The following is a 20,883-nucleotide window of genomic DNA, read 5'->3' as shown; positions in this document are numbered from 1 at the left end:
ATGCCAGCTCTTTACATAATGATTCCGGCGGCGCTGCTGTTAGTGGGCGCGGCGATCTACCTCTTTTTCTGGGCAGTGGACAGCGGCCAGTACGACGACCTCGACGGCCCGGCCCACAGCGTGCTGTTCGACGATCAGGACGCGAACCACCTCGCCGCTATCGACGAGGCCAATCCACCGCAGCAACCGCCCAGGGATCCGCCCCGTGCTTGACCTGGCGCCGCTGCTGATCTCCGCGCTGATCTTAGGCCTGCTGGGTGGCGGCCATTGCCTGGGCATGTGCGGCGGGCTGATGGGTGCGCTGACCCTGGCGATTCCCCGCGCGCAACGCAACCGCCGTTTTCGCCTGCTGCTGGCGTACAACCTGGGGCGCATCCTCAGCTATGCCTGCGCCGGACTGCTCATCGGCCTGGCCGGCTGGGCGGTGGCCAACAGCCCTGCGGCGATGGTCATGCGCGTACTGGCCGGTGGACTGCTGATCTGCATGGGCCTGTACCTCGCCGGTTGGTGGAGCGGCCTCACCCGCCTCGAAAGCCTGGGCCGTGGCCTATGGCGGCATATCCAGCCGCTGGCCAACCACCTGCTGCCAGTGTCGAGCCTGCCGCGTGCCTTACTGCTCGGCGCACTCTGGGGCTGGTTGCCGTGCGGGCTGGTCTACAGCACCTTGCTGTGGGCAGCGAGCCAGGGCAATGCGGCCCACAGCGCATTGCTGATGCTGGCTTTCGGCGTGGGCACTTGGCCTGTGCTGCTGGCCACAGGCCTGGCGGCGGAGCGGGTCACCGCATTACTGCGCCGGCGCAGGGTGCGCATGGCCGGTGGCGTGCTGGTGATGTTGTTCGGCTTCTGGACCCTGCCGGGCCCGCACCAGCACTGGCTGATGGGGCATTAGTCAGCCTGTGGCACAGCGCCACTCCCCGTTGATGCAAATCAACATGCCTGCCCCTCCCTGCCCCTAGACTCCGCCCATCAGCCTATCCGGGGGAGCGCCCGCATGCTCGACGCCATTTGTTGGGACACCGATCTGATTCACCGCTACGACCTCGCCGGGCCGCGCTACACGTCCTACCCCACCGCCGTGCAATGGCACAACCAGGTCGGCGCCTTCGAGCTGTTGCACGCGCTGCACGACAGCCGCAAGGCCGCGCGACCGCTGTCGCTGTATGTGCACGTGCCGTTCTGCGCAAACATCTGCTACTACTGCGCCTGCAACAAGGTGATCACCAAGGACCGTGGCCGCGCCAGGCCCTATCTGCAAAGCCTGACGCAAGAGATCGAGAAGGTGGCCTGCCACCTCGGCCCAAAACAGGTGGTGGAGCAGCTGTATCTGGGCGGCGGCACTCCGACCTTTCTCAGCCACGACGAACTGCGCCAGATGATGGGCAGCCTGCGCCGGCACTTCCATCTGCTGGATGACGACTCGGGCGACTACGGCATCGAGATCGACCCGCGCGAAGCCGATTGGGCAACCATGGGCCTGCTGCGCGAGCTGGGGTTCAACCGGGTGAGCATCGGCCTGCAGGACCTCGACCCGCACGTGCAGCGCGCGGTCAACCGCCTGCAAAGCCTGGAGCAAACGCGCGCGGTGATCGACGCGGCACGCACCCTGCAGTTTCGCTCGATCAATATCGACTTGATCTATGGATTGCCCGAGCAGTCGCCGCTGAGTTTTGCCCACACCGTGGAGGAAGTCATCCGACTGCAACCGGACCGCGTGTCGGTGTTCAACTACGCGCACCTGCCGGAGCGCTTCATGCCCCAGCGGCGCATCAACAGCGATGACCTGCCCACCCCGGCCGCCAAACTGTTGATGCTGCAAACCAGCATCGAACAGTTGACCCAGGCTGGCTACCGCTACATCGGCATGGACCATTTCGCCCTGCCGGACGACGAACTGGCCAGCGCCCAGGAAGACGGCACCCTGCAACGCAACTTCCAGGGCTACACCACCCACGGACACTGCGATTTGATTGGGCTGGGGGTGTCGGCGATCAGTCAGATAGGCGACCTGTACTGCCAGAACACCAGCGACCTCGGCGTCTACCAGAACGTGCTGGCGGGTGCGCAACTGGCGACCTGCCGTGGGCTGCTGTGCACCCCGGATGATCGACTGCGGCGCGAGGTGATCCAGCAGTTGATCTGCCATTTTCAGCTGGAGTTCGAGTGCATCGAGCGGGCGTTCACCCTCGACTTTCGCGGCTATTTTGCCGCGCTGTGGCCGCAGTTGCAGACCATGGCCAGCGACGGCCTGATCAAGCTCGACGCCCAGGGCATCCGCGTACTGCCGGCCGGGCGCCTGCTGGTACGCTCGCTGTGCATGCTCTTCGATGCCTACCTTGCGCAGCAGAACCGGCAGCAGTTTTCGCGGGTGATCTGAAGCGTTACTTAGACGCCAGGCTCATGGCTTCCATCTGCGCGTCGGCAGGCTGGTCCTTCATGGCCTTGCCCAACTGCATCTGCACCATGGTCAGGCTGGCCTGCAACGTGGCGATGCTCGCCTGCAGGTTGGCGACCCGCGCCTGACGCGCCTCGGGTGTCATCGAATTGTCGGACTGGGCGGCAGCGACTTCGGCCTGCTTATCGGCGATCTGCTTTTTCAGTTCGCGGATCATTTTCAGTAGCTGTTTGACCGGGTCGGTCTGACTGCTGTCATCGATGTCCTTGTTCGAGTCGGTTTTGGCGGCACGAAAGCCGGCATTGGAGATCGACACGCTCACACCCTCGGTCACCTTGGTCTCACTGACAGGTTTTTCGTCGTCGCGCGCCGCTTCTGCCGCCGTGTTTTTCCTGAGGTCCGGCACCGTGGGAATGTTCACACTGGAAGGATTGAGGCCACCGATGGAAGACATGATCCGGGTCCTGATTGAATAAGATAGGCCTTTGTATCGGCACCGATACACGAACCTTTATAGCGTCGGCGCCGTTTTGTACGCGCTGGCCTCACCTACCCTCGGTGCGTTACCCTTACGTCTTATGTGTGATTTCCCACAAGGATTTAAGAAATGCCTGAGCCAGTCAAACTGCGCGCTCACAGCCAGGCTCACTGCAAGGATTGCAGCCTGGCCCCCCTCTGCCTGCCACTTTCGTTGAATCTGGAAGACATGGATGCGCTGGACGAGATCGTTAAACGCGGGCGCCCGCTGAAGAAAGGCGAGTTTCTGTTTCGCCAGAGCGACCGGTTCGATTCCGTCTACGCAGTCCGCTCGGGCGCGTTGAAAACCTTCAGCCTGAGCGGCAGCGGCGAAGAGCAGATCACCGGATTTCACCTGCCCAGCGAACTGGTCGGGCTGTCAGGCATGGACACCGAGATGCACCCGGTGTCGGCCCAGGCGATGGAGACCACCTCGGTGTGCGAAATCCCCTTCGAGCGCCTGGATGAACTGGCCTTGCAACTGCCGCAACTGCGCCGCCAGTTGATGCGCGTGATGAGCCGCGAGATTCGTGACGATCAACAGATGATGTTGCTGCTGTCGAAGAAAACCGCCGACGAGCGCATTGCCACCTTCCTGGTCAACCTCTCGGCGCGCTTTCGCGCCCGTGGGTTCTCGGCCAACCAGTTCCGCCTGAGCATGTCGCGCAATGAAATCGGCAACTACCTGGGCCTCGCGGTGGAAACCGTGTCCCGGGTATTCACGCGTTTTCAACAGAGTCAATTGCTGGCCGCCGAGGGCAAGGAAGTGCACATCCTCGACCCGATCCAGCTGTGCGCGCTGGCCGGCGGCTCCCTGGAAGGCTGATCCAGACACCTGCGGCCAAGCGCACCGGCGACGCCGCAGGTATACTTCGCGTCCGTTTTCCTCCCAGGACCCTCGACGATGATCCTCGATTCGTTCGACATCAAATCCCTGATCCGCCCCGTCATCGACTTCCCCAAGCCTGGGGTGATTTTCCGTGACATCACGCCGCTGTTCCAGTCACCCCGCGCTCTGCGCCTGGTGGCCGATACCTTTGCCCAGCGCTACGTCGAGGCTGACTTCACGCACATCGGCGCAATGGATGCGCGCGGTTTCCTGATCGGCTCGATCATCGCCTACCAGTTGAACAAACCGCTGATCCTGTTCCGCAAGCAGGGCAAATTGCCGGCCGACGTGCTCGCCGAGGGTTACCAGACCGAATACGGCGAGGCTTTTCTGGAAGTGCACGCCGACAGCCTCTGCGAAGGCGACTCGGTGCTGATGTTCGATGACCTGATCGCCACCGGCGGCACCCTGATTGCGGCAGCGAACCTGGTGCGACGCATGGGCGCGCAGATCTTTGAAGCAGCGGCGATCATTGATTTGCCGGAGCTGGGTGGGTCGCAGCGTTTGCAGGCCATGGGGATTCCCACGTTCTGCCTGACGCAGTTTGCATTGACCGAAAAATAGCGGTTAAGCCGCAAATCAACATGTGGGAGGGGGCTTGCTCCCTCCCACATTTTTATTGGGTGTGCACCTTGAGGCTTGCGGTATTGCCTAGAGCGCGATGGGCTTGCGGCCGGCGAACGAGTGCGCGAGGGTGCCGCCGTCCACCAGTTCCAGCTCGCCACCCAGTGGCACGCCGTGGGCGATGCGCGAGGTAATCAGGCCTTTGTTGGTCAGCAACTGCGCGATGTAATGCGCGGTGGCCTCGCCTTCCACGGTCGGGTTGGTGGCCAGGATCACTTCGGTGAACGTGCCCTGCTCCTGGATCCGCGTCACTAGTTGCGGAATGCCGATGGCTTCCGGCCCCAAGCCGTCCAGCGGCGACAGGTGGCCCTTGAGCACGAAGTAACGGCCGCGATAGCCGGTCTGCTCCACCGCGTAGACGTCCATCGGCCCTTCCACCACGCACAGCAAAGTGTCGTCGCGGCGCGGGTCGGCGCATTGTGGGCAGAGTTCTTCTTCGGTGAGGGTGCGGCACTGACGGCAATGGCCTACGCCTTCCATGGCCTGGCTCAGGGCCTGGGCCAGGCGGATGCCACCGCTGCGATCACGCTCCAGCAATTGCAGCGCCATGCGCTGGGCGGTTTTCTGGCCGACGCCCGGCAACGTACGCAGGCCGTCGATCAGTTGGCGAATCAGGGGGCTGAAGCTCATGGGCGAAGGGTCCGACAAAACAACGAGACGCGGTTTATACCCGCGCCTCGGATTAGCGTCAAATGCTCAATCCTGCGCGACGCGTACCACCAACTTGCCGAAGTTGCGTCCTTCGAGCAAACCGATAAACGCCTCGGGCGCCTGTTCCAGGCCGTCGACCACGTCCTCGCGGAACTTGATCTTGCCCTCGCGCACCCATGGCGCCATGGCGCTGAGGAATTCCGGCTGGCGGTCGCCATAGTCGTCGAACACGATAAAGCCCTGAATACGCACGCGCTTGGTCAGCAGGGTGCGTTGCAGCGCCGGCAGGCGATCAGGGCCGGTGGGCGCTTCGTTGGCGTTGTAGCCGGCGATCAAGCCACACAGGGGAATGCGCGCCTTGGCATTGAGCAGCGGCAGCACCGCATCAAACACCTTGCCGCCGACGTTTTCGTAATAAATGTCGACGCCGTTGGCACAGGCCACGGCCAGTTCGTTGGCGAAATCCTCGCTCTTGTGGTCGACGCAGGCGTCGAAGCCCAGCTCGTCCACCACGTAGCGGCATTTTTGCGCACCGCCGGCGATGCCGACCACGCGCAGGCCCTTGAGCTTGGCCACCTGCCCCACCACCGAACCCACCGCGCCGGAAGCCGCCGCCACTACCAGGGTTTCGCCGGCCTTGGGCTGGCCGATGTCCATCAAGCCCATGTAGGCGGTCATGCCCGGCATACCCAGCACGCCCAGCGCCATCGACGGGCTGGCCAGGCCATTGGGCACCGGCACCAGGTTACTGCCATCGCAAATGCTGTGGCTCTGCCAGCCGGTGGAACCGACCACCAGGTCACCCACTTCGAATTTCGGATTGCGCGATTGCTCGACACGGCTGACGGCGCCGCCGGTCATCACCTCGTCGATTTCCACCGGCGCCGCGTAAGACGGTGCGTCGCTCATGCGGCCACGCATGTAAGGGTCGAGGGACAGGTACAACGTCTTGAGCAGCACCTGGCCGTCCGCCAGCTCCGGCAGCGTCACACGTTCCAGGCGGAAGTTTTCCGGCGTCGGTGCGCCTTGGGGGCGCGAAACCAGGACGATGCGCTGGTTGAGAGTCGGTTCTTGAGACATCAGGGTGCTCCTTATCGAAATCATCGGTATAGGGTGCAGACCGCGAGTGTCATGCCGGGGTTCGATCGGATCGGCACAAACAAAAATGCCAGGCGCAAGGCCTGGCATTGACGTGCAGTCCAGGCTGAACGATCAGAACGGCAGCTTCATTCCCGGCGGCATCTGCATGCCGGCGGTCATGCCGGACATTTTGTCCTGGCTGTTGGCTTCGATCTTGCGCACGGCGTCATTGACGGCCGAGGCAAACAGCGCTTCGAGCATTTCCAGGTCATCTTCGCCCACGCCCGGCAGCACGCTTGGGTCGATGCTCACGCGCTTGATGTCGTGACGACCCGTCATTACCACGCTGACCATATCGCCACCGGCCTTGCCGGTGACTTCGGCGTTGGCCAGTTCTTCCTGCATCTTGGCCATCTTTTCCTGCATCTGCTGCGCCTGCTTCATCAGGCCGGCCATGCCACCTTTCATCATGGGAATCACCTCAAAAGTACGTGGATCAAACAGTTAACAGCCCGGTGTCATGACGCTTGGGTCACCGGAGCCTCGACAGGTTCAATAGTATCGTGACGCACCACCGCACCGAACTGCTGCATCATCTGCTGGACGAGCGGATCAGCCTGGATCGACTGTTCCGCATCGCGCTGGCGGTTGATGCGCCGACGGGTCGCGGCCTGGGCCGGGGTTTCCTGCTCAGGTTTGATCAGCTCGATGGCGATGGTCAACGTGCGCCCGTGGTACTGGTTGAGCGCATCGTTGAGCCGGCGCTGCTGGGTCGCGTTGAACAGGGCGCTGTGGGCCGGGTCCAGGTGCAGCAGCCAGTGGTCGCCGTCGATGGCGATCAGGGTGCAGTTGGCGGCAATGCTGCCGGTCATGCCGGAAATCGGCAGTTTCGGGAACAACTCCAGCCATTGCAGCGCCAGACCGGTGGCCGGGGCTGCGGCGGGTTCCGCCTCGGGCTCCGGAGCCGGTTCGGCAACGTGTTCACTGGCCAGTTCGTCCAGGTAGCTGTAGGCCGAATCCATATCCGGCTCGATGTAATCTTCGTCCAGTGGCGGTTCGTCGTCGAGGTCGATAGCCGGAACGGCGGCTTCCACCTGCGCAACGGTCGGCTCGGGCACCGGCGCAGACACCCACTCGGGGGCATCCGGCACCACGCTGTCCGGGGTCGGCGTGGGCATCGGCGTCAGTTCGGGCTGCTCGCCGGTGGTTTCCAGCACGGGCTCCACGGCGGGCTGCTGTCCGGGTTCGGGCTCGACTGGGGCCTGCTCGTTCCAGGGCAGATCGACAATCGCCTCGGGCTCAGCCTCGGGTTCGACCACGACCGGCGCCGGCTCGGGCAATGGCTCTGGCGCCGGCGCCGGCTCCGGCACAACAGGCGCAGTCGCCACCGGCGCAACCACCGCCGCACCCGCCACGGAGTTGGCGGAATCAACTGTGGCCTGGCTGATCCCCACTGGCTTTAGCGGCTGCCTCGGCGCGTCGGCCGAGTCGGCGGGCCGGAAGGCCAGCATGCGCAGCAGCACCATCTCGAAGCCACCGCGCGGGTCCGGCGCCAGCGGCAGGTCGCGGCGGCCGATCAGGCCCATCTGGTAATAGAACTGCACATCTTCGGCCGGCAGCGCCTGGGCCAGGGCCAAAACGCGGTCGCGGTCACCATGGCCGTTGTCGACGCCTTCAGGCAGCGCCTGGGCGATGGCGACGCGGTGCAGCACGTTGAGTATTTCCGAGAGCACGCCGTTCCAGTCCGGGCCCTGCTCCGACAAATGGCGCACCGCTTCGAGCAGTGCCTTTGCGTCGCCCTCGATCAGCGCGTGCAGCACGTCGAACACCTGGCCGTGGTCCAGGGTGCCCAGCATGGCGCGCACATCGGCGGCCATGACCTTGCCTTCACCGAAGGCGATGGCCTGGTCGGTGAGGCTCATGGCGTCGCGCATCGAACCATCGGCGGCGCGGCCGAGCAGCCACAGTGCGTCGTCCTCGAACGGTACGTTCTCGACGCCGAGCACGTGGGTCAGATGCTCGACCACGCGCTCCGGGGTCATGTTTTTCAGGGAGAATTGCAGGCACCGCGACAAAATCGTCGCTGGAAGTTTCTGCGGGTCGGTGGTGGCCAGGATGAATTTAACGTAGGGCGGCGGCTCTTCCAGGGTTTTCAACAACGCGTTGAAGGAATGGCTGGAGAGCATGTGCACTTCGTCGATCAGGTAGACCTTGAAGCGGCCGCGGCTGGGGGCGTACTGCACGTTGTCGAGCAGTTCGCGGGTGTCTTCGACCTTGGTGCGGCTCGCGGCGTCGATCTCGATCAGGTCGACGAAGCGCCCTTCGTCGATCTCGCGGCACACCGAGCAGGTACCGCAGGGTGTGGAGGTGATACCGGTTTCGCAGTTCAGGCACTTGGCGATGATGCGCGCGATGGTGGTCTTGCCCACCCCCCGCGTACCGGTGAACAGGTAGGCATGGTGCAGCCGCTGGCTGTCCAAGGCATTGATCAGAGCCTTGAGCACATGGGTCTGGCCGACCATTTCGCGGAACGAGCGCGGGCGCCATTTACGTGCAAGAACCTGATAACTCATCGAAAACCGTCGCAACTGGGAAGCGGAAGCCGGTAATGCTAGCGGAGCAAGGGGGAAATTGCATCCGGCACGCTCGTCTAATCTGACTAAGCTGTGCTCAACCGCCTCTCGAAGGCCTGAACATGGAGGGCATATGCGCGTAGTTCTGGGCGCTTTATGGATGATAGCCACGGCCACCCTGGCGGCCCCTGCGCCGCTGCGTTTCTCGGTTTCCGACAGCTGGGCGATGCCGGTGGTGCAACTGGAGGGCGGCGTGCCCACCCAAGGGATTGTGTACGAGCTCATGTCGAGCCTGGCCACCCAGGTCGGCCGCCCGATCAGTTTCCATGTGCTGTCGCGGGTGCGGATTGCGGCAGCCATGGCCCATGGCGACATTGATGTGCGCTGTTACGTGGCCCAGGCCTGGGTCAACGACCTGTCGGGCGACTACAGCTGGAGCGTGCCGCTGATGGTGCAGCGCGATGTGCTGGTCAGCATCAACAGCCAGCCGGTGAAGGTGGACGAGCTGGCCGCGCAACCGATCGGCACGGTGCTCAACTACCGCTACCCCCTGCTCGACCTGCTGTTTGCCAGCGGCCAGCTCAGCCGCGACGATGCCCGCAGCGAGGAACAGGTGCTGCAAAAGCTGGTGGCCGGGCGCTTCGACTATGCGGTGATGAATGAATGGATCGTTGATCGCTTCAATCAGAAAGTCCCGGTTGGGCGGCGCTTGCACAAGGTGGCGACAATTGAAGAGCAAGACCTCAGGTGCGTGGTGCGCAATGCCCCGGACGTGCCGGTGCAACAGATCCTGCGCACCTTGCAGCAAATGAAGAGGTCGGGGGAAATCGACGGCATTATCCAGTTGTACACCGGGCGCCCCGCCGCCAATGCCCCTGCGGACTGAAGACCGGCAAGGGACCTTCGCTTAACTCAGAAAAACCATGTGGGAGGGGGCTTGCTCCCTCCCACACCTGGATTGTGTGTGTCGTTGAGGTCAGCTTTTCGGCGCAGTCAACCGAGCGTACTGATCCTGGCTGATCCAGCCGGTGTAGGTGCGATCCCCGGCATTGGTGAACTCGACCTGGGCCCAGCCATCCTTGAAGGCCAGCACACCCACCACGTCATGCTTGACGATGTAAGGGCGCTTGGCAGCGTCGGCGCCCGGCGATTCAAGCAGGTAGGCCTTGTCGGCCGACACGGTCACCAGACCGATCCATTGCGTATCGGCAGTCTCGCTCAAGTCCAGGCCGGTGGCGATCTCGGGCATCAGCACAGTCATGCAACCGGGATGCTGCCGGCCCTGCTCCACAGTCAACGTCACGCCATCGACTGACGGCGCCACGCTGCCGGGGTAGGCGGCGTCGAGCCAAGTGGTCAGCGCGTCGGGCTTGCCTTGCAGGTAGAACGCGCAACCGCGCGTCACACCTTCGCCCATTTGTTCGGCGTAATAGCCTTCGACCTCATGCTGCGGCGTCACGGCCAGCATCAAGCCTTCGTATCTGCCCGAATGCAGTTCGGCCGCCAAGGCAGGGCCAACAACGCATAACGACAACACACCCATCGCCAGAAAACGGATCATCGTGTCTTTCCCCAGTTCACTATCAATTGCGCACAGTTGCCACGCGATAAGCAAGAGGCCGGCGGACGCTAACAAGCCGGTTCGGGGTTGTCCATAGGCTGTTTCCTGCCGAGAAACAGCCCAGGTAAGCCCGCTATTTAGTGGCTTGCAGCTTTTCATAAGCCTTTTTGATTCGCTGGTCGTAATCGCCGTATTGCCGACCATTGTAGTGACGGGCCATCCCAGCATAATCCCGGGCCTTCATGGCCTTGACCAACGCCGCATTCTTGCTGCAAAAACCCACAAACGCATTCAACTGCTGGCCGGCGTTGAGCTTCATCGCAGCAACAAAATCAAACACATCCTTGAAACCACACGCTGCAAAATTGAAGCCCATGATCTGAAACATGCCGTAAGACGCGGACATCAATGCAGCCTTCTGATCCAGGCTGTACGCCGCCCGCAAGGTTTGCCAGGCGGTGGCCTGATTCTTGTTATTGATTCGCCATTGCGTGTCGGCCTTTACCATGCAGGGGGCTGAAAGATTGGGATGGGTACTGGCATACTTTTTCTGGGTGTATTTATGGAAGATGTGCCGCTCGTAGGCGAGCACCGGGAATTTTTCCGGCCCGAATCCGGATCGTCCGCTCGACTCCACGATGGCGAACGCCTTGATGATATTCACCTCGATGCCGTTGCCCAACGCAAGGGCCGCACGCTTGAAGTCGGCGTCGCTGAGGTTCACGTTACCGTCGCAGGTGGCCTGGTTGACCAACTGCTGCTTGTCCGACACAGCCTGAACCGGCGATTGAACCGCCGCAGCAGGTTGCCCGGCCTTGCGCGCATCCTCGAGCAGACTCTTAAATGTCCTGCCGCCCGGATCAATGACCCCGTCGGGGCTGATCACATTGAGGCGAGTTTTCTGGAAGTCGCTAATACGCTGGATCAACAGCGGCCCGCATTTGCCGTCTACCACCAGGGGCGTCGCGGAGGTGGGGGCGATCAGATTGAACAGCTGTTGAATGAATTTGACGTCAGCGGGCACATTGCTGGCTTTGGCAGCGGTGCCGACTGAAGCACCGATAGCACCGGATAAATCTGCAGAAGTGGTCATGGCAATCATCCTAAGTCTTCAGGAAATGAGCGCCTTCACTTCTTCACTACTCCAGCACTGAGGTCATTTGCATGATTGAAATTAGCAGGCAGTTTGACGCTGTCCAGCCGAAATCGTCCGCGCCATGAAAAATGGGCAGAAGGCTGAATAAAAGGAGGGTGAGTTGAATCAGGAGGGAGAGCGTTATGGAGGCAACCCCACCAGCCACACCCCGGCACACAATGTTCCCGCTGTGGCTGCTGCCTTCCGGCTCTGACCAGGTTCACGGGTAATCGTTGCGGGGGGACCGATGGGGTCACCATAACGACGCCTGCCTCTCGGCAAGCGGGGCCATTGTACCGATCTCATCGGAAGTTACAACCGTTGGTGCCGGATTAAAAATATCCGCTGGTTCAAGCACTTGCCAGAGACTTGCGCCTCACCATTGGCGCTCTTTCATTTTGCCAGCAGGACCTCATCAGCCCGGCCGCCCTCTTCCTGAATCACCAGGTGAATGAAGTGCAGCTTGGCGATCACTGCAGGTGGCAGCACAAAGGGGTAGAAATCCGGCTGGCCCATGCTGCGTGACAGTTCGTTGAGCATGCCGGCCAGTTCGATCCAGGCGTTGACGAACGACAGGAACGCCGGGCCACCGGGATGCTCGGGGTCATAGAGGGTGGTGAGGGGGAACGGCTGGTAATCCAGGTCCATCTCACGGGCACTCATGCCAAAGCCCAGGGCGGTGTCGACGGCGTCCATCATGTGCAGGTAGTGGGCCCAGGTTTCCGCCCAGTCTTCCCACGGGTGCATGGTGGCGTAGGCGCTCACGCAGGTCTGCTGCCAGTCGGCACGCGGGCCGTGCTGGTAGTGCTGGTCGAGCGCCTCGGCGTAACTGGCGCGTTCGTCGCCGAACAGGTCGCGATATGGCTGCAGCCAGTGGCTGTTGGCGATCAGACGATCCCAGTAATAATGGCCGACTTCATGACGAAAATGCCCGAGCAAGGTGCGGTAGGGCTCGTGCATCTGCACGCGGACCTTCTCGCGGTGAGCGTCGTCGGCTTCCTTGATGTCGAGGGTGATCAGGCCGTTGGCATGCCCGGTGGTGGGTGCATTGCCTTCAAGGTCGACACCGACGAAGTCGAACGCCAGGCCCGCCTCTTCATCCACGCTTTTGGGCACCACTTGCAGGCCCAGGCTGATCAACTGTGCGACGAGCCGACGCTTGGCCGTCTCGACCTTGCCCCAGCGTTCGTGATTTTCTGCAATCGACAGGTCGGGAATGGTGCGGTTCAGGCTGCAGGCCACGCACAGCGTGTCGGTGCTGTGGGCCGGGATCAGCCAGTTGCACGCCGCCGGGGTGTCGAGGTTGGCGCAACGGCGAAAGGCGCCGGCGTCGAGGTTGTCATCCATCTGCCAGGTGTCGACCACCGGGCCCGGTTGCAGCGACGACAGCCGGCTCTGCTGCGGGTGGTAGCCCAGCAGGGCCGAGCAGGCCAGGCACTGGCTGTTGCGAAAAAACAGCGACTGGCCGCAGCGGCATTGCCAGACCTTGCTGTTACGCGAGGATCCGGCCATGAACGGGGCGGCGATGCGCGAACTGAGTTGCTCGAAGTAGCGGAACATGGCGATCTCTCACGGGAAGACAGAGACTAGATCACCTTGCGCACGGGATCGTTCCCGCGCGCAGCGTCAGGCTTTGCCGTACTTGCTCAGAAACGCCACAAAGGCGGCCTCATCCAGCACTTTGAGCCCCAGCTCGCTGGCCTTGGCCAACTTGGATCCTGCCCCTGGCCCAGCCACCACGCAGTGGGTTTTCGCCGACACGGAACCGGCCACCTTGGCGCCCAGGCTTTCGAGCTTTTCCTTGGCCACGTCACGGCTCATCAACTCCAGAGAGCCGGTGAGGACCCAGGTGTGCCCGGCTTCCGGCAGGCCTTCGACGACCTTTTTCTCGCTCTCCCAGTGCATACCGAAGTCCTTGAGCTGCTGCTCGATGGCCAACGCGTGGCTGGCGTTTGCCGGGTTATCGAAGTACTCGCGCACCGCCTTGGCCTGCTTCTCGGGCAGCGCCTGGCGCATGTCGAGCCAGTCGGCCTTGATTACGCCTTCGAGGCTGCCGAACTTATCGGCGAGTTTCTGCGCCGCGCCCGGGCCGACGGACGGTACGTGCAGTTTGTCGAGCAAGCCGCCCAGGGTGGTGCTGGCGGCGAACTCGGCGCTCAGGTCACCCTGATCCTGCACCTGCAGGCCACATTCGTCCGGCGACAGCAGCGCGCCGATCACCTGCCGGTTATGAGCGTCTTCGAAGAAGCTATGAATCTCGTGCGCCACTTCCAGGCCCACGTCCGGCAAGTACGTCAGCACCTGCGGCAAGGCCTGCTGCACCCGCTCCAGCGAGGCCAGAGAGCGTGCCAGCACCTTGGCGGTCTCCTCGCCCACATCGGGAATGCCGAGGGCATAGATAAAGCGCGCCAGGGTCGGCGTCCTGCTGTTTTCAATCGCGGTGATCAGCTTCTTGCTGGAAATATCGGCGAAGCCTTCCAGGTCGATGATCTGCTCGTACGTGAGCTTGTAGAGGTCAGCTGGCGAACCGATGAGCTTTTCATCCACCAGTTGCTCGATGGTCTTGTCGCCCAGGCCGTCAATGTCCATGGCCCGGCGCGAGACAAAATGGATAATCGCCTGCTTGAGCTGCGCACCACAGGCCAGGCGGCCGACGCAACGGTACACCGCGCCCTCGCTGACGGTTTCCTTGCCCTTGCTGCGCTTGACCAGCTGCGTGCGCTCCACATGGGAGCCGCACACCGGGCAGTGCTCGGGGATCTGCACCGCGCGGGCGTGCCCGGGGCGGCGTTCGGTCACCACCGAGACCACCTGCGGGATCACGTCTCCGGCGCGGCGGATGATCACCGTGTCGCCGATCATCAGGCCCAGGCGCGCCACTTCATCCATGTTGTGCAAGGTGGCGTTGGACACCGTCACGCCGGCCACTTTCACCGGTTTCAGGCGCGCCACCGGGGTGACGGCGCCGGTACGGCCGACCTGGAATTCCACATCGAGCAGTTCGGTGAGTTCTTCCATGGCCGGGAATTTATGGGCAATGGCCCAGCGCGGTTCGCGGGCACGAAACCCCAGTTCGCGCTGGGAGGCAATGCGGTTGACCTTGAACACCACGCCGTCGATTTCATAGGGCAGGCTGTTACGCCGCTCGCCGATGTCGCGGTAGTAGTCGAGGCAATCCTGAATGCCCTTGGCCAGTTTCAGTTCATGACTGATCGGCAGGCCCCACTGCTGCAGCTGCTGCAGGTTACCGATATGGCTGTCGCTGATGTCCGCCGTCACCTGGCCGATGCCATAGCAGCAGAATTCCAGCGGGCGACTGGCGGTGATCTTCGAGTCCAACTGGCGCAGGCTGCCGGCTGCCGCGTTGCGCGGGTTGGCGAAGGTCTTGCCGCCGACTTCCAGCTGCGACGCGTTGAGGCGCTCGAAACCGGCCTTGGACATGAACACTTCGCCGCGCACTTCCAACGTCGCCGGCCAGCCGCTGCCGTGCAGTTTGAGCGGGATATTGCGCACGGTGCGCACGTTGACGCTGATGTCTTCGCCGGTGGTGCCGTCGCCACGGGTGGCGCCACGCACCAGCTCGCCGTCCTGATACAAAAGGCTGACCGCCAGGCCATCGAGCTTGGGTTCGCAGCTGTACTCGACAGCGCCAAAGAGGTCGCCGGCCGGCAGGTCCAGGCCCTCGGTCACGCGCCGATCAAACTCCAGCATGCTGCTCTCATCGAACGCGTTGCCCAGGCTGAGCATGGGAATCTCATGGCGCACCTGGGTAAACGCCGACAGCGCCGCACTGCCCACCCGCTGCGTCGGCGAATCGCGCGTCACCAGCTCAGGATGCTCGGCCTCCAGCGCCTTGAGCTCATGAAACAGGCGGTCGTACTCGGCGTCCGGAATGCTCGGCTCGTCGAGCACGTGGTAGCGGTAGTTGTGCTGATCCAATTCAGCGCGCAGCTCGAGAATACGGGTATGGGCGGCGGTCATGGGTGTTCTCTCATAAAGCAAAAGAGCAGCCGAAGCTGCTCAATATGTTAGTGCACGGATTCTACAGACAACGCTTAAGATCGAACCTCAGCGTTTCTGTGTCAGGGCGCGACGCTCGAACTCGACGATGCGTTGACGGTAATGCTCGATGGTCTGGGCGGTCAGCACGCTGCGCTGGTCGTCCTTGAGTTCGCCGTTGAGTTCCTGGGACAGCTTGCGGGCTGCCGCCACCATCACGTCGAACGCCTGTTTCGGGTGACGCGGGCCTGGCAGGCCAAGGAAGAAACTCACTGCCGGGGTGCTGAACAGGTCGATGTCGTCCAGGTCGAAGGTGCCCGGCTTGACCGCGTTGGCCATGGAGAACAGCACTTCGCCGTTACCGGCCATGCTTTCGTGACGATGGAAAATATCCATCTCGCCAAAGCGCAGGCCGCTTTCGAGAATGTTCTGCAACAGCGCCGGGCCTTTGAAACCACCGGCGTCGCGGCAGATCACGCTGATCACCAGCACTTCCTCGGCGGCCGGCTGGTCGCTGACTGACTGACGCGAGGCCTGCTTGCCGACGTTTTCATCGGGGAAATCATCGTCGCGGCTGCTGAAGCTCGGGCCTTCTTCCACGTCGAGATTCAAGTCACCCTGGTGCGGTTCGGCGGCGCCTGCACTGCCACGCTTGCCACGCTTGGTCGGCTCGCGGGCTTCACGCTGCGGCGCGCTCATCGACGGCAGGTCATGCTCGTCCAACTGCGGCTCTTTATGGGTATCGAGCACACGGGGCGGCCCCAGCAGCTCGGCGCTGCCGTCGTCGTCGGGCAAGTTGGACAGGTTGCGGTCCAGACGAAACTTAAGCTTGCCCTTGCCGCCGCGCATGCGGCGCCAGCCATCAAAAAGAATACCGGCAATCACAATGATGCCGATGACGATCAGCCACTCGCGCAGACCGATTTCCATGTAATCCCGTGCCTCTAATAAAAAATGCTGAAAAATAAGGGGTTTAGCACCGTGCAAACCGCTTTAAAACGTGGCGCCAACTCTATGTTCTGACTGACGTTTTGCCCACGTACACGAAAATTCACATTAAACTAGCACGACCAAAGATAACTTTACACCGTCTGTCAAAATGCCTTGAGCAAATATGTCCATTTGCCACTTTCTTCAGACCGGTAAAACGCCCTTTATCGCCCCCTGCATTGGCGCCAATGGCCGCGCTCAAGACTCCACCATCTTCAGCGCTTCTTCGACATCCACCGCCACCAATCGCGAACACCCCGGTTCGTGCATCGTCACCCCCATCAGTTGATCGGCCATTTCCATGGCGATCTTGTTGTGGGTGATATAGATGAACTGCACCGTCTGGGACATCTCCTTGACCAGGCGCGCATAGCGCCCGACGTTCGCATCATCCAGCGGCGCATCCACTTCGTCGAGCATGCAGAACGGCGCCGGGTTGAGCTTGAAGATGGCAAATACCAGCGCCAGTGCGGTGAGGGCTTTTTCGCCGCCGGACAACAAATGGATGGTGCTGTTCTTCTTGCCCGGCGGGCGCGCCATGATCGTCACCCCTGTATCGAGTAGATCTTCGCCCGTCAGTTCCAGATAAGCGCTGCCACCGCCGAAAACTTTCGGGAATAACGCCTGTAAACCGCCATTAATCTGATCAAAGGTATCCTTGAAGCGGTTGCGGGTCTCCTTGTCGATCTTGCGGATCACGTTTTCCAGGGTGTCCAGTGCTTCGACCAGGTCGGCGTCCTGAGCATCCAGATAACGTTTGCGCTCGGACTGCTGCTGGTATTCGTCGATGGCCGCGAGGTTGATCGCGCCCAGACGCTGAATGCGCGCGGCAATGCGTTCGAGTTCTTCTTCGGCGTCTTTCTCGTTGGCCTGGGCGGTCAGGGTATTGAGCACGCCGTGCAGGTCATAGCCGTCTTCGAGCAACTGGTCCTGCAGGGTCTTGCGGCGCACGGTGAGGGCTTGCCACTCCATGCGCTGTTGTTCGAGCTGGCCACGGATCAACTGCGATTGCTGCTCGGCCTGGGTGCGACGCTTTTCGGCGTCGCGCAATTCGCGGTCGGCATCTTCCAGGGCGATCTGCGCGGTCTTGAGTTCTTCGTCGACACTCATGCGCTTGTCGAGCAACTCTTCGAGTTTGAGGCGCAGCTCTTCCAGCGGCGCTTCGCCCTCCTCCAGGTTCAGGCTCAGTTGCTCGCGTTTTTCGGTAAGGCGTTCGGACTGCATCTCCAGGCGTTCGAGGGCCTGGGCGGTGGACGCATGCTGGGCGCGCACTGAACCCAGGCGCACCGCCAACTGATGGGCGTGATCCTTGTGCTGCCGGGCTTCCTGGCGCACGCGGTCGAGGCGTTCGCGCAGGCTGTCGCGCTGGGCCAGCAGCAGCTCGCGCTGTTCGGTGTCCAGGGCCATGCTGTCGAGGGCCTCCTGCAACTGCAGGCGCGCTTCGCCGATCTGTTCGTGTTCAAGGGCGCGTTGTTCGCCCATCTCCGCGACTTCTTCGTCGAGACGCGTGCGGCGCAGGGTCAGTTGCTCGGCCTTGGCCTTGCTTGCCGAGAGCTGCGCCTTCAATTCGCCCTGCTGGCGCGCTTCGTCCTGCAACAGACGGCGCAGGTGCTCGCGGCCGGTTTCCTGCTGGCGCTGGGTCGCGCGCAGGGTTTGCAGTTCGGTTTCCAGGCGTTCCAGGGTGGCTTCGCGTTCTTCGCGCTCGGCACTCAGGTTGACGATTTCCTGGCCACGGGCCAACACGCCGCTTTCGGCTTCGCTGGCGCGGCGCACCCGCAGGAAGTGACGGCCGACCCAGTAGCCATCGCGGCTGATCAGGCTTTCGCCCGCCGCCAACTGGCTGCGCTGGGCCAGCGCCTCGTCGAGGGATTCAACCGGCCTGACCTGGCCCAGCCACGGCGACAGGTCAACGGCCGCCTCGACCTTGTCCAGCAGGCTGCCCGGCACCCGCTTGCCATCGGCGTCCGGGCTGAGCAGGCGCAGATCGCCCTGGGCAAAGCCGGCCAGGTCAAAGCCGGCGAAATCATCCACCAGCACCGCTTGCAGGTCGGCACCCAAAACGGTTTCCACTGCCAATTCCCAACCGGCGTCCACCTTCAGGCCTTCGGCCAGGCGCGGACGCTCGGCCAGGTGCTGGTCGCGCAGCCATTCGGCGGTGCCGGTGCCCGGGTCCAGGGCCGCTTGCTGCAAGGCCTCAAGCGACGCCAGCCGGCCATTGAGCCGCTGCAGATCGCCCTGGGCCTGCTGCTGGGCCTGGGTCGCCGTGTGCAATTGCTGACGCAGTTGCTCCAGGCGCTCCACTTGCTGTTCTTCACTGGCTTCGAGCTCTTCGAGGGTCATCTCGCTTTCGGCCAGTTGCTCGTTCAAGGCCATGATTGCCGCATCTTCAGGGTCGGCGGCGAGCAGCGCGCGCTCTTCGAGCATGCGCCGCTGGCGCTCGGCCAGGCGCTCCATGCTGGTTTCCAGCTGCTGGATGCGCGACTGCTGCACCTCAGCCTGACGGCGCGGTTCGGCCGATTGCAGGTTGAAGGCGTCCCACTGCTCCTGCCAGCCGTGCATGGTGGTTTCGGCTTCTTCCAGGGCAGCAGCGGCTTCCTCGGCGGCGGCGCTGGTGATTTCCTGCTCCGGGGTGAGCCTGTCCAGCTCTTCGCCGAGGGTCAGCAGCAGAGTGCGGTCATGGCCCAGGTGCGATTCGGTTTCCAGGCGCGCGCGCTCAGCTTCCTTCAAATCGTCCTGCAACTGACGCAGACGCTGCTGGCCATGCTGGATGCTCTGCTCGACGCGGGCAATGTCGCCGCCCACCGAATAGAAGCGCCCCTGCACCAGATTGAAGCGCTCGGACAGGTCATGGTGCCCGTCACGCAGGCGCTCGATGCTCGCGTCGGCGTTGCGCTGTTCGGCCACCAGGGCTTCGAAGCTGATTTCCTGGGTGCCGATGATCGCCTCGCGCTGGCCCACCTGCTCGTTCAGCGCCTGCCAGCGCAGGGCTGACAGCTGCGCCTTGAGCTGGCGTTCCTCGCCCTTGTATTCCTGATACTTCTCGGCCGCCTGGGCCTGGCGGTGCAGGCGCTCCAACTGACGCTCCAGCTCTTCGCGCAGGTCGGTCAGGCGGGCAAGGTTTTCATGGGTACGGCGGATACGGTTTTCGGTCTCGCGGCGACGCTCCTTGTACTTGGAGATGCCGGCGGCTTCTTCGATGAAGTTGCGCAGATCCTCAGGCTTGGCTTCGATCAGCTTGGAGATCATGCCCTGCTCGATGATCGAATAGCTACGCGGGCCCAGGCCGGTGCCGAGGAAGATATCGGTGATGTCACGTCGACGGCACTTGGTGCCGTTGAGGAAATAGCTGTTCTGGCTGTCGCGGGTGACTTTGCGGCGGATGGAGATTTCGGCGTAGGCGGCGTATTCGCCGACCAGGGTGCCGTCGGAGTTGTCGAATACCAGCTCGATGCTGGCCTGGCTCACGGGCTTGCGGCTGGTGGAGCCGTTGAAAATGACGTCGGTCATCGACTCGCCACGCAGGTTCTTCGCCGAACTCTCGCCCATCACCCAGCGCACGGCGTCGATGATGTTCGACTTGCCGCACCCATTGGGCCCGACCACCGCCGCCATGTTACTGGGGAAGTTCACCGTGGTCGGGTCGACGAAGGATTTGAACCCCGCCAGCTTGATGCACTTGAGCCGCACGCTTAGGCGTCCGCCAACGCGGCGATCACCAGCGAGCTGCTGCGTTGGCAGTAGGCCGACAGCACCGCGCGAATCTGCGCCAGGTCACGCTCGAGCACGGCGGCGAGCAGTTGCTCGAACAGCGCCAGGTATTCGCTCATGCTGGCCTTGCGCTGATCCAGGGCCAGGTAATAGGCACGGTTCATCGCCGGTTGCAGGTTCTCGACGGTTTCCTGCAGATACGGGTTGTTGGCGAAGGGGTACGCGGCGCGCATCACATTGAAGCTTTCTTCGACGAAGGCGCGGATGTCCTGGCGTTCGAAATTGCTCACCAGGCGCTGCTGGATCTGCACGAACGGCGCCATGTCGGCCTGGGTCTGCCAGCCCTCGGCGACCGCATTGCCGAGCAGGATGTACAGCTCGCCCATCAACGTGCACAGGCTCTGCACTTTGTGCGCCGTCAGTTCGGTGACGTGGGCGCCACGGCGCGGCAGGATCGCGATGAGGTGGCGACGTTCGAGGATCAACAAGGCTTCGCGCACGGAACCACGGCTGACATTCAGCGCCAGCGTGACCTTCTGTTCCTGGATACGCTCCCCAGGCTTTAAATCGCCGCGAATAATGCGTTCGGCGAGGTGGTGAGCGATTTGCTCGGCGAGACTGTCCGGCGCCTTGAACGTCATGTTTTCCCTTCAAAATCTTCTATCGTTGACAGCGCGGCAGTGTAGCGCATTGGCTCGCTGATGGCGCTACGCCCACAGGGGCGAATTTGGCATGAAATAAGCAGTTATTACAGCTCATCACCCT

Annotated in this window: 18 protein-coding genes and 1 other RNA gene; 6 read left to right on the top strand and 13 right to left on the bottom strand. The window is 62.6% G+C overall.

Features of this window, described 5'->3' with window-relative positions:
* From ccoS to hemN, 3 genes are all read left to right on the top strand, one after another.
* Complete coding sequence (gene ccoS, locus ACXX81_RS05180) at window positions 1–213, top strand: cbb3-type cytochrome oxidase assembly protein CcoS (RefSeq protein WP_209983638.1); 213 nt, start codon at window positions 1–3, stop codon at window positions 211–213.
* A complete protein-coding gene (locus ACXX81_RS05175) occupies window positions 206–889 on the top strand; it encodes a sulfite exporter TauE/SafE family protein (protein ID WP_458571315.1) in 684 nt (227 codons plus the stop codon). Before ccoS ends, ACXX81_RS05175 begins: the two co-directional genes overlap by 8 nt.
* A gap of 102 nt (window positions 890–991) precedes the next feature.
* Window positions 992–2,374, top strand: a complete 1,383-nt coding sequence (gene hemN, locus ACXX81_RS05170) for an oxygen-independent coproporphyrinogen III oxidase (protein WP_458571314.1) — start codon at window positions 992–994, stop codon at window positions 2,372–2,374.
* Between the two features lie 4 nt (window positions 2,375–2,378).
* Here hemN and ACXX81_RS05165 read toward each other — a convergent pair whose 3' ends face one another.
* Window positions 2,379–2,846, bottom strand: a complete 468-nt coding sequence (locus tag ACXX81_RS05165) for a hypothetical protein (RefSeq protein ID WP_458571313.1) — start codon at window positions 2,844–2,846, stop codon at window positions 2,379–2,381.
* Between the two features lie 153 nt (window positions 2,847–2,999).
* On the opposite strand from ACXX81_RS05165, the gene fnr reads away from it, so the two are divergent.
* Both fnr and ACXX81_RS05155 read left to right on the top strand, forming a co-directional pair.
* Complete coding sequence (fnr, locus tag ACXX81_RS05160; protein ID WP_003230424.1) at window positions 3,000–3,734, top strand: fumarate/nitrate reduction transcriptional regulator Fnr; 735 nt, start codon at window positions 3,000–3,002, stop codon at window positions 3,732–3,734.
* Between the two features lie 78 nt (window positions 3,735–3,812).
* The gene (locus ACXX81_RS05155; protein ID WP_057009159.1) at window positions 3,813–4,361 is read left to right on the top strand and encodes an adenine phosphoribosyltransferase; all 549 of its coding nucleotides are present in this window, start codon (window positions 3,813–3,815) and stop codon (window positions 4,359–4,361) included.
* Window positions 4,362–4,448: 87 nt separating this feature from the next.
* Here ACXX81_RS05155 and recR read toward each other — a convergent pair whose 3' ends face one another.
* The 4 genes from recR to dnaX all read right to left on the bottom strand — a co-directional run bounded on the left by recR (window position 4,449) and on the right by dnaX (window position 8,725).
* Window positions 4,449–5,051: a recombination mediator RecR gene (gene recR / locus ACXX81_RS05150; protein ID WP_003230421.1), complete on the bottom strand. Its 603-nt coding sequence runs from the start codon at window positions 5,049–5,051 to the stop codon at window positions 4,449–4,451.
* Between the two features lie 66 nt (window positions 5,052–5,117).
* The gene (gene curA, locus ACXX81_RS05145; protein WP_338483395.1) at window positions 5,118–6,152 is read right to left on the bottom strand and encodes an NADPH-dependent curcumin/dihydrocurcumin reductase; all 1,035 of its coding nucleotides are present in this window, start codon (window positions 6,150–6,152) and stop codon (window positions 5,118–5,120) included.
* A 132-nt stretch (window positions 6,153–6,284) separates the two neighbouring features.
* A complete protein-coding gene (locus ACXX81_RS05140) occupies window positions 6,285–6,623 on the bottom strand; it encodes a YbaB/EbfC family nucleoid-associated protein (protein WP_003230417.1) in 339 nt (112 codons plus the stop codon).
* Window positions 6,624–6,670: 47 nt separating this feature from the next.
* Window positions 6,671–8,725, bottom strand: coding sequence for a DNA polymerase III subunit gamma/tau (gene dnaX / locus ACXX81_RS05135; RefSeq protein WP_231421478.1), 2,055 nt, complete (start codon window positions 8,723–8,725; stop codon window positions 6,671–6,673).
* Between the two features lie 133 nt (window positions 8,726–8,858).
* Between dnaX and ACXX81_RS05130 the strand changes: the two genes are divergently transcribed.
* The gene (locus ACXX81_RS05130; protein ID WP_458571312.1) at window positions 8,859–9,611 is read left to right on the top strand and encodes a substrate-binding periplasmic protein; all 753 of its coding nucleotides are present in this window, start codon (window positions 8,859–8,861) and stop codon (window positions 9,609–9,611) included.
* Between the two features lie 90 nt (window positions 9,612–9,701).
* Here ACXX81_RS05130 and ACXX81_RS05125 read toward each other — a convergent pair whose 3' ends face one another.
* The 8 genes from ACXX81_RS05125 to ACXX81_RS05090 form a co-directional block, all read right to left on the bottom strand.
* Window positions 9,702–10,286, bottom strand: coding sequence for an SH3 domain-containing protein (locus ACXX81_RS05125; protein WP_209983655.1), 585 nt, complete (start codon window positions 10,284–10,286; stop codon window positions 9,702–9,704).
* Between the two features lie 133 nt (window positions 10,287–10,419).
* Window positions 10,420–11,379: an N-acetylmuramidase family protein gene (locus ACXX81_RS05120; RefSeq protein WP_458571311.1), complete on the bottom strand. Its 960-nt coding sequence runs from the start codon at window positions 11,377–11,379 to the stop codon at window positions 10,420–10,422.
* A 195-nt stretch (window positions 11,380–11,574) separates the two neighbouring features.
* Window positions 11,575–11,671, bottom strand: an RNA gene (ffs, locus tag ACXX81_RS05115) — signal recognition particle sRNA small type.
* Between the two features lie 143 nt (window positions 11,672–11,814).
* Window positions 11,815–12,981 (bottom strand): zinc-binding metallopeptidase family protein, encoded by a 1,167-nt coding sequence (locus ACXX81_RS05110; protein ID WP_209983677.1) that lies wholly within the window; start codon window positions 12,979–12,981, stop codon window positions 11,815–11,817.
* Between the two features lie 66 nt (window positions 12,982–13,047).
* Window positions 13,048–15,402 carry an NAD-dependent DNA ligase LigA gene (gene ligA / locus ACXX81_RS05105; protein WP_231421474.1) on the bottom strand — a complete coding sequence of 785 codons (2,355 nt, stop codon included), beginning with the start codon at window positions 15,400–15,402 and terminating at the stop codon, window positions 13,048–13,050.
* 87 nt (window positions 15,403–15,489) lie between these two features.
* Window positions 15,490–16,350, bottom strand: a complete 861-nt coding sequence (gene zipA, locus ACXX81_RS05100; RefSeq protein WP_209983681.1) for a cell division protein ZipA — start codon at window positions 16,348–16,350, stop codon at window positions 15,490–15,492.
* Between the two features lie 258 nt (window positions 16,351–16,608).
* Window positions 16,609–20,097, bottom strand: a complete 3,489-nt coding sequence (smc, locus tag ACXX81_RS05095) for a chromosome segregation protein SMC (protein ID WP_458571310.1) — start codon at window positions 20,095–20,097, stop codon at window positions 16,609–16,611.
* A 2-nt stretch (window positions 20,098–20,099) separates the two neighbouring features.
* Complete coding sequence (locus tag ACXX81_RS05090) at window positions 20,100–20,759, bottom strand: GntR family transcriptional regulator (protein ID WP_209983685.1); 660 nt, start codon at window positions 20,757–20,759, stop codon at window positions 20,100–20,102.
* Window positions 20,760–20,883: the final 124 nt, after the last annotated feature.

This window comes from Pseudomonas sp. GNP013 (genome assembly GCF_054343995.1).
The sequence above is the reverse complement of the archived record's forward strand: the minus strand, read 5'-3'. Positions and strand labels throughout refer to the sequence as shown.

What these genes read in the sequence shown, in the direction of transcription:
- ACXX81_RS05165 (WP_458571313.1), bottom strand. Translation starts at nt 2,846, where the DNA reads ATGTCTTCCATCGGTGGCCTCAATCCTTCCAGTGTGAACATTCCCACG.
- ligA (WP_231421474.1), bottom strand. Translation starts at nt 15,402, where the DNA reads ATGACCGCCGCCCATACCCGTATTCTCGAGCTGCGCGCTGAATTGGAT.
- ACXX81_RS05090 (WP_209983685.1), bottom strand. Translation starts at nt 20,759, where the DNA reads ATGACGTTCAAGGCGCCGGACAGTCTCGCCGAGCAAATCGCTCACCAC.
- dnaX (WP_231421478.1), bottom strand. Translation starts at nt 8,725, where the DNA reads ATGAGTTATCAGGTTCTTGCACGTAAATGGCGCCCGCGCTCGTTCCGC.
- fnr (WP_003230424.1), top strand. Translation starts at nt 3,000, where the DNA reads ATGCCTGAGCCAGTCAAACTGCGCGCTCACAGCCAGGCTCACTGCAAG.
- ACXX81_RS05155 (WP_057009159.1), top strand. Translation starts at nt 3,813, where the DNA reads ATGATCCTCGATTCGTTCGACATCAAATCCCTGATCCGCCCCGTCATC.
- ACXX81_RS05140 (WP_003230417.1), bottom strand. Translation starts at nt 6,623, where the DNA reads ATGATGAAAGGTGGCATGGCCGGCCTGATGAAGCAGGCGCAGCAGATG.
- ccoS (WP_209983638.1), top strand. Translation starts at nt 1, where the DNA reads ATGCCAGCTCTTTACATAATGATTCCGGCGGCGCTGCTGTTAGTGGGC.
- recR (WP_003230421.1), bottom strand. Translation starts at nt 5,051, where the DNA reads ATGAGCTTCAGCCCCCTGATTCGCCAACTGATCGACGGCCTGCGTACG.
- ACXX81_RS05120 (WP_458571311.1), bottom strand. Translation starts at nt 11,379, where the DNA reads ATGACCACTTCTGCAGATTTATCCGGTGCTATCGGTGCTTCAGTCGGC.
- ACXX81_RS05110 (WP_209983677.1), bottom strand. Translation starts at nt 12,981, where the DNA reads ATGTTCCGCTACTTCGAGCAACTCAGTTCGCGCATCGCCGCCCCGTTC.
- curA (WP_338483395.1), bottom strand. Translation starts at nt 6,152, where the DNA reads ATGTCTCAAGAACCGACTCTCAACCAGCGCATCGTCCTGGTTTCGCGC.
- ACXX81_RS05125 (WP_209983655.1), bottom strand. Translation starts at nt 10,286, where the DNA reads ATGATCCGTTTTCTGGCGATGGGTGTGTTGTCGTTATGCGTTGTTGGC.
- zipA (WP_209983681.1), bottom strand. Translation starts at nt 16,350, where the DNA reads ATGGAAATCGGTCTGCGCGAGTGGCTGATCGTCATCGGCATCATTGTG.
- hemN (WP_458571314.1), top strand. Translation starts at nt 992, where the DNA reads ATGCTCGACGCCATTTGTTGGGACACCGATCTGATTCACCGCTACGAC.
- ACXX81_RS05130 (WP_458571312.1), top strand. Translation starts at nt 8,859, where the DNA reads ATGCGCGTAGTTCTGGGCGCTTTATGGATGATAGCCACGGCCACCCTG.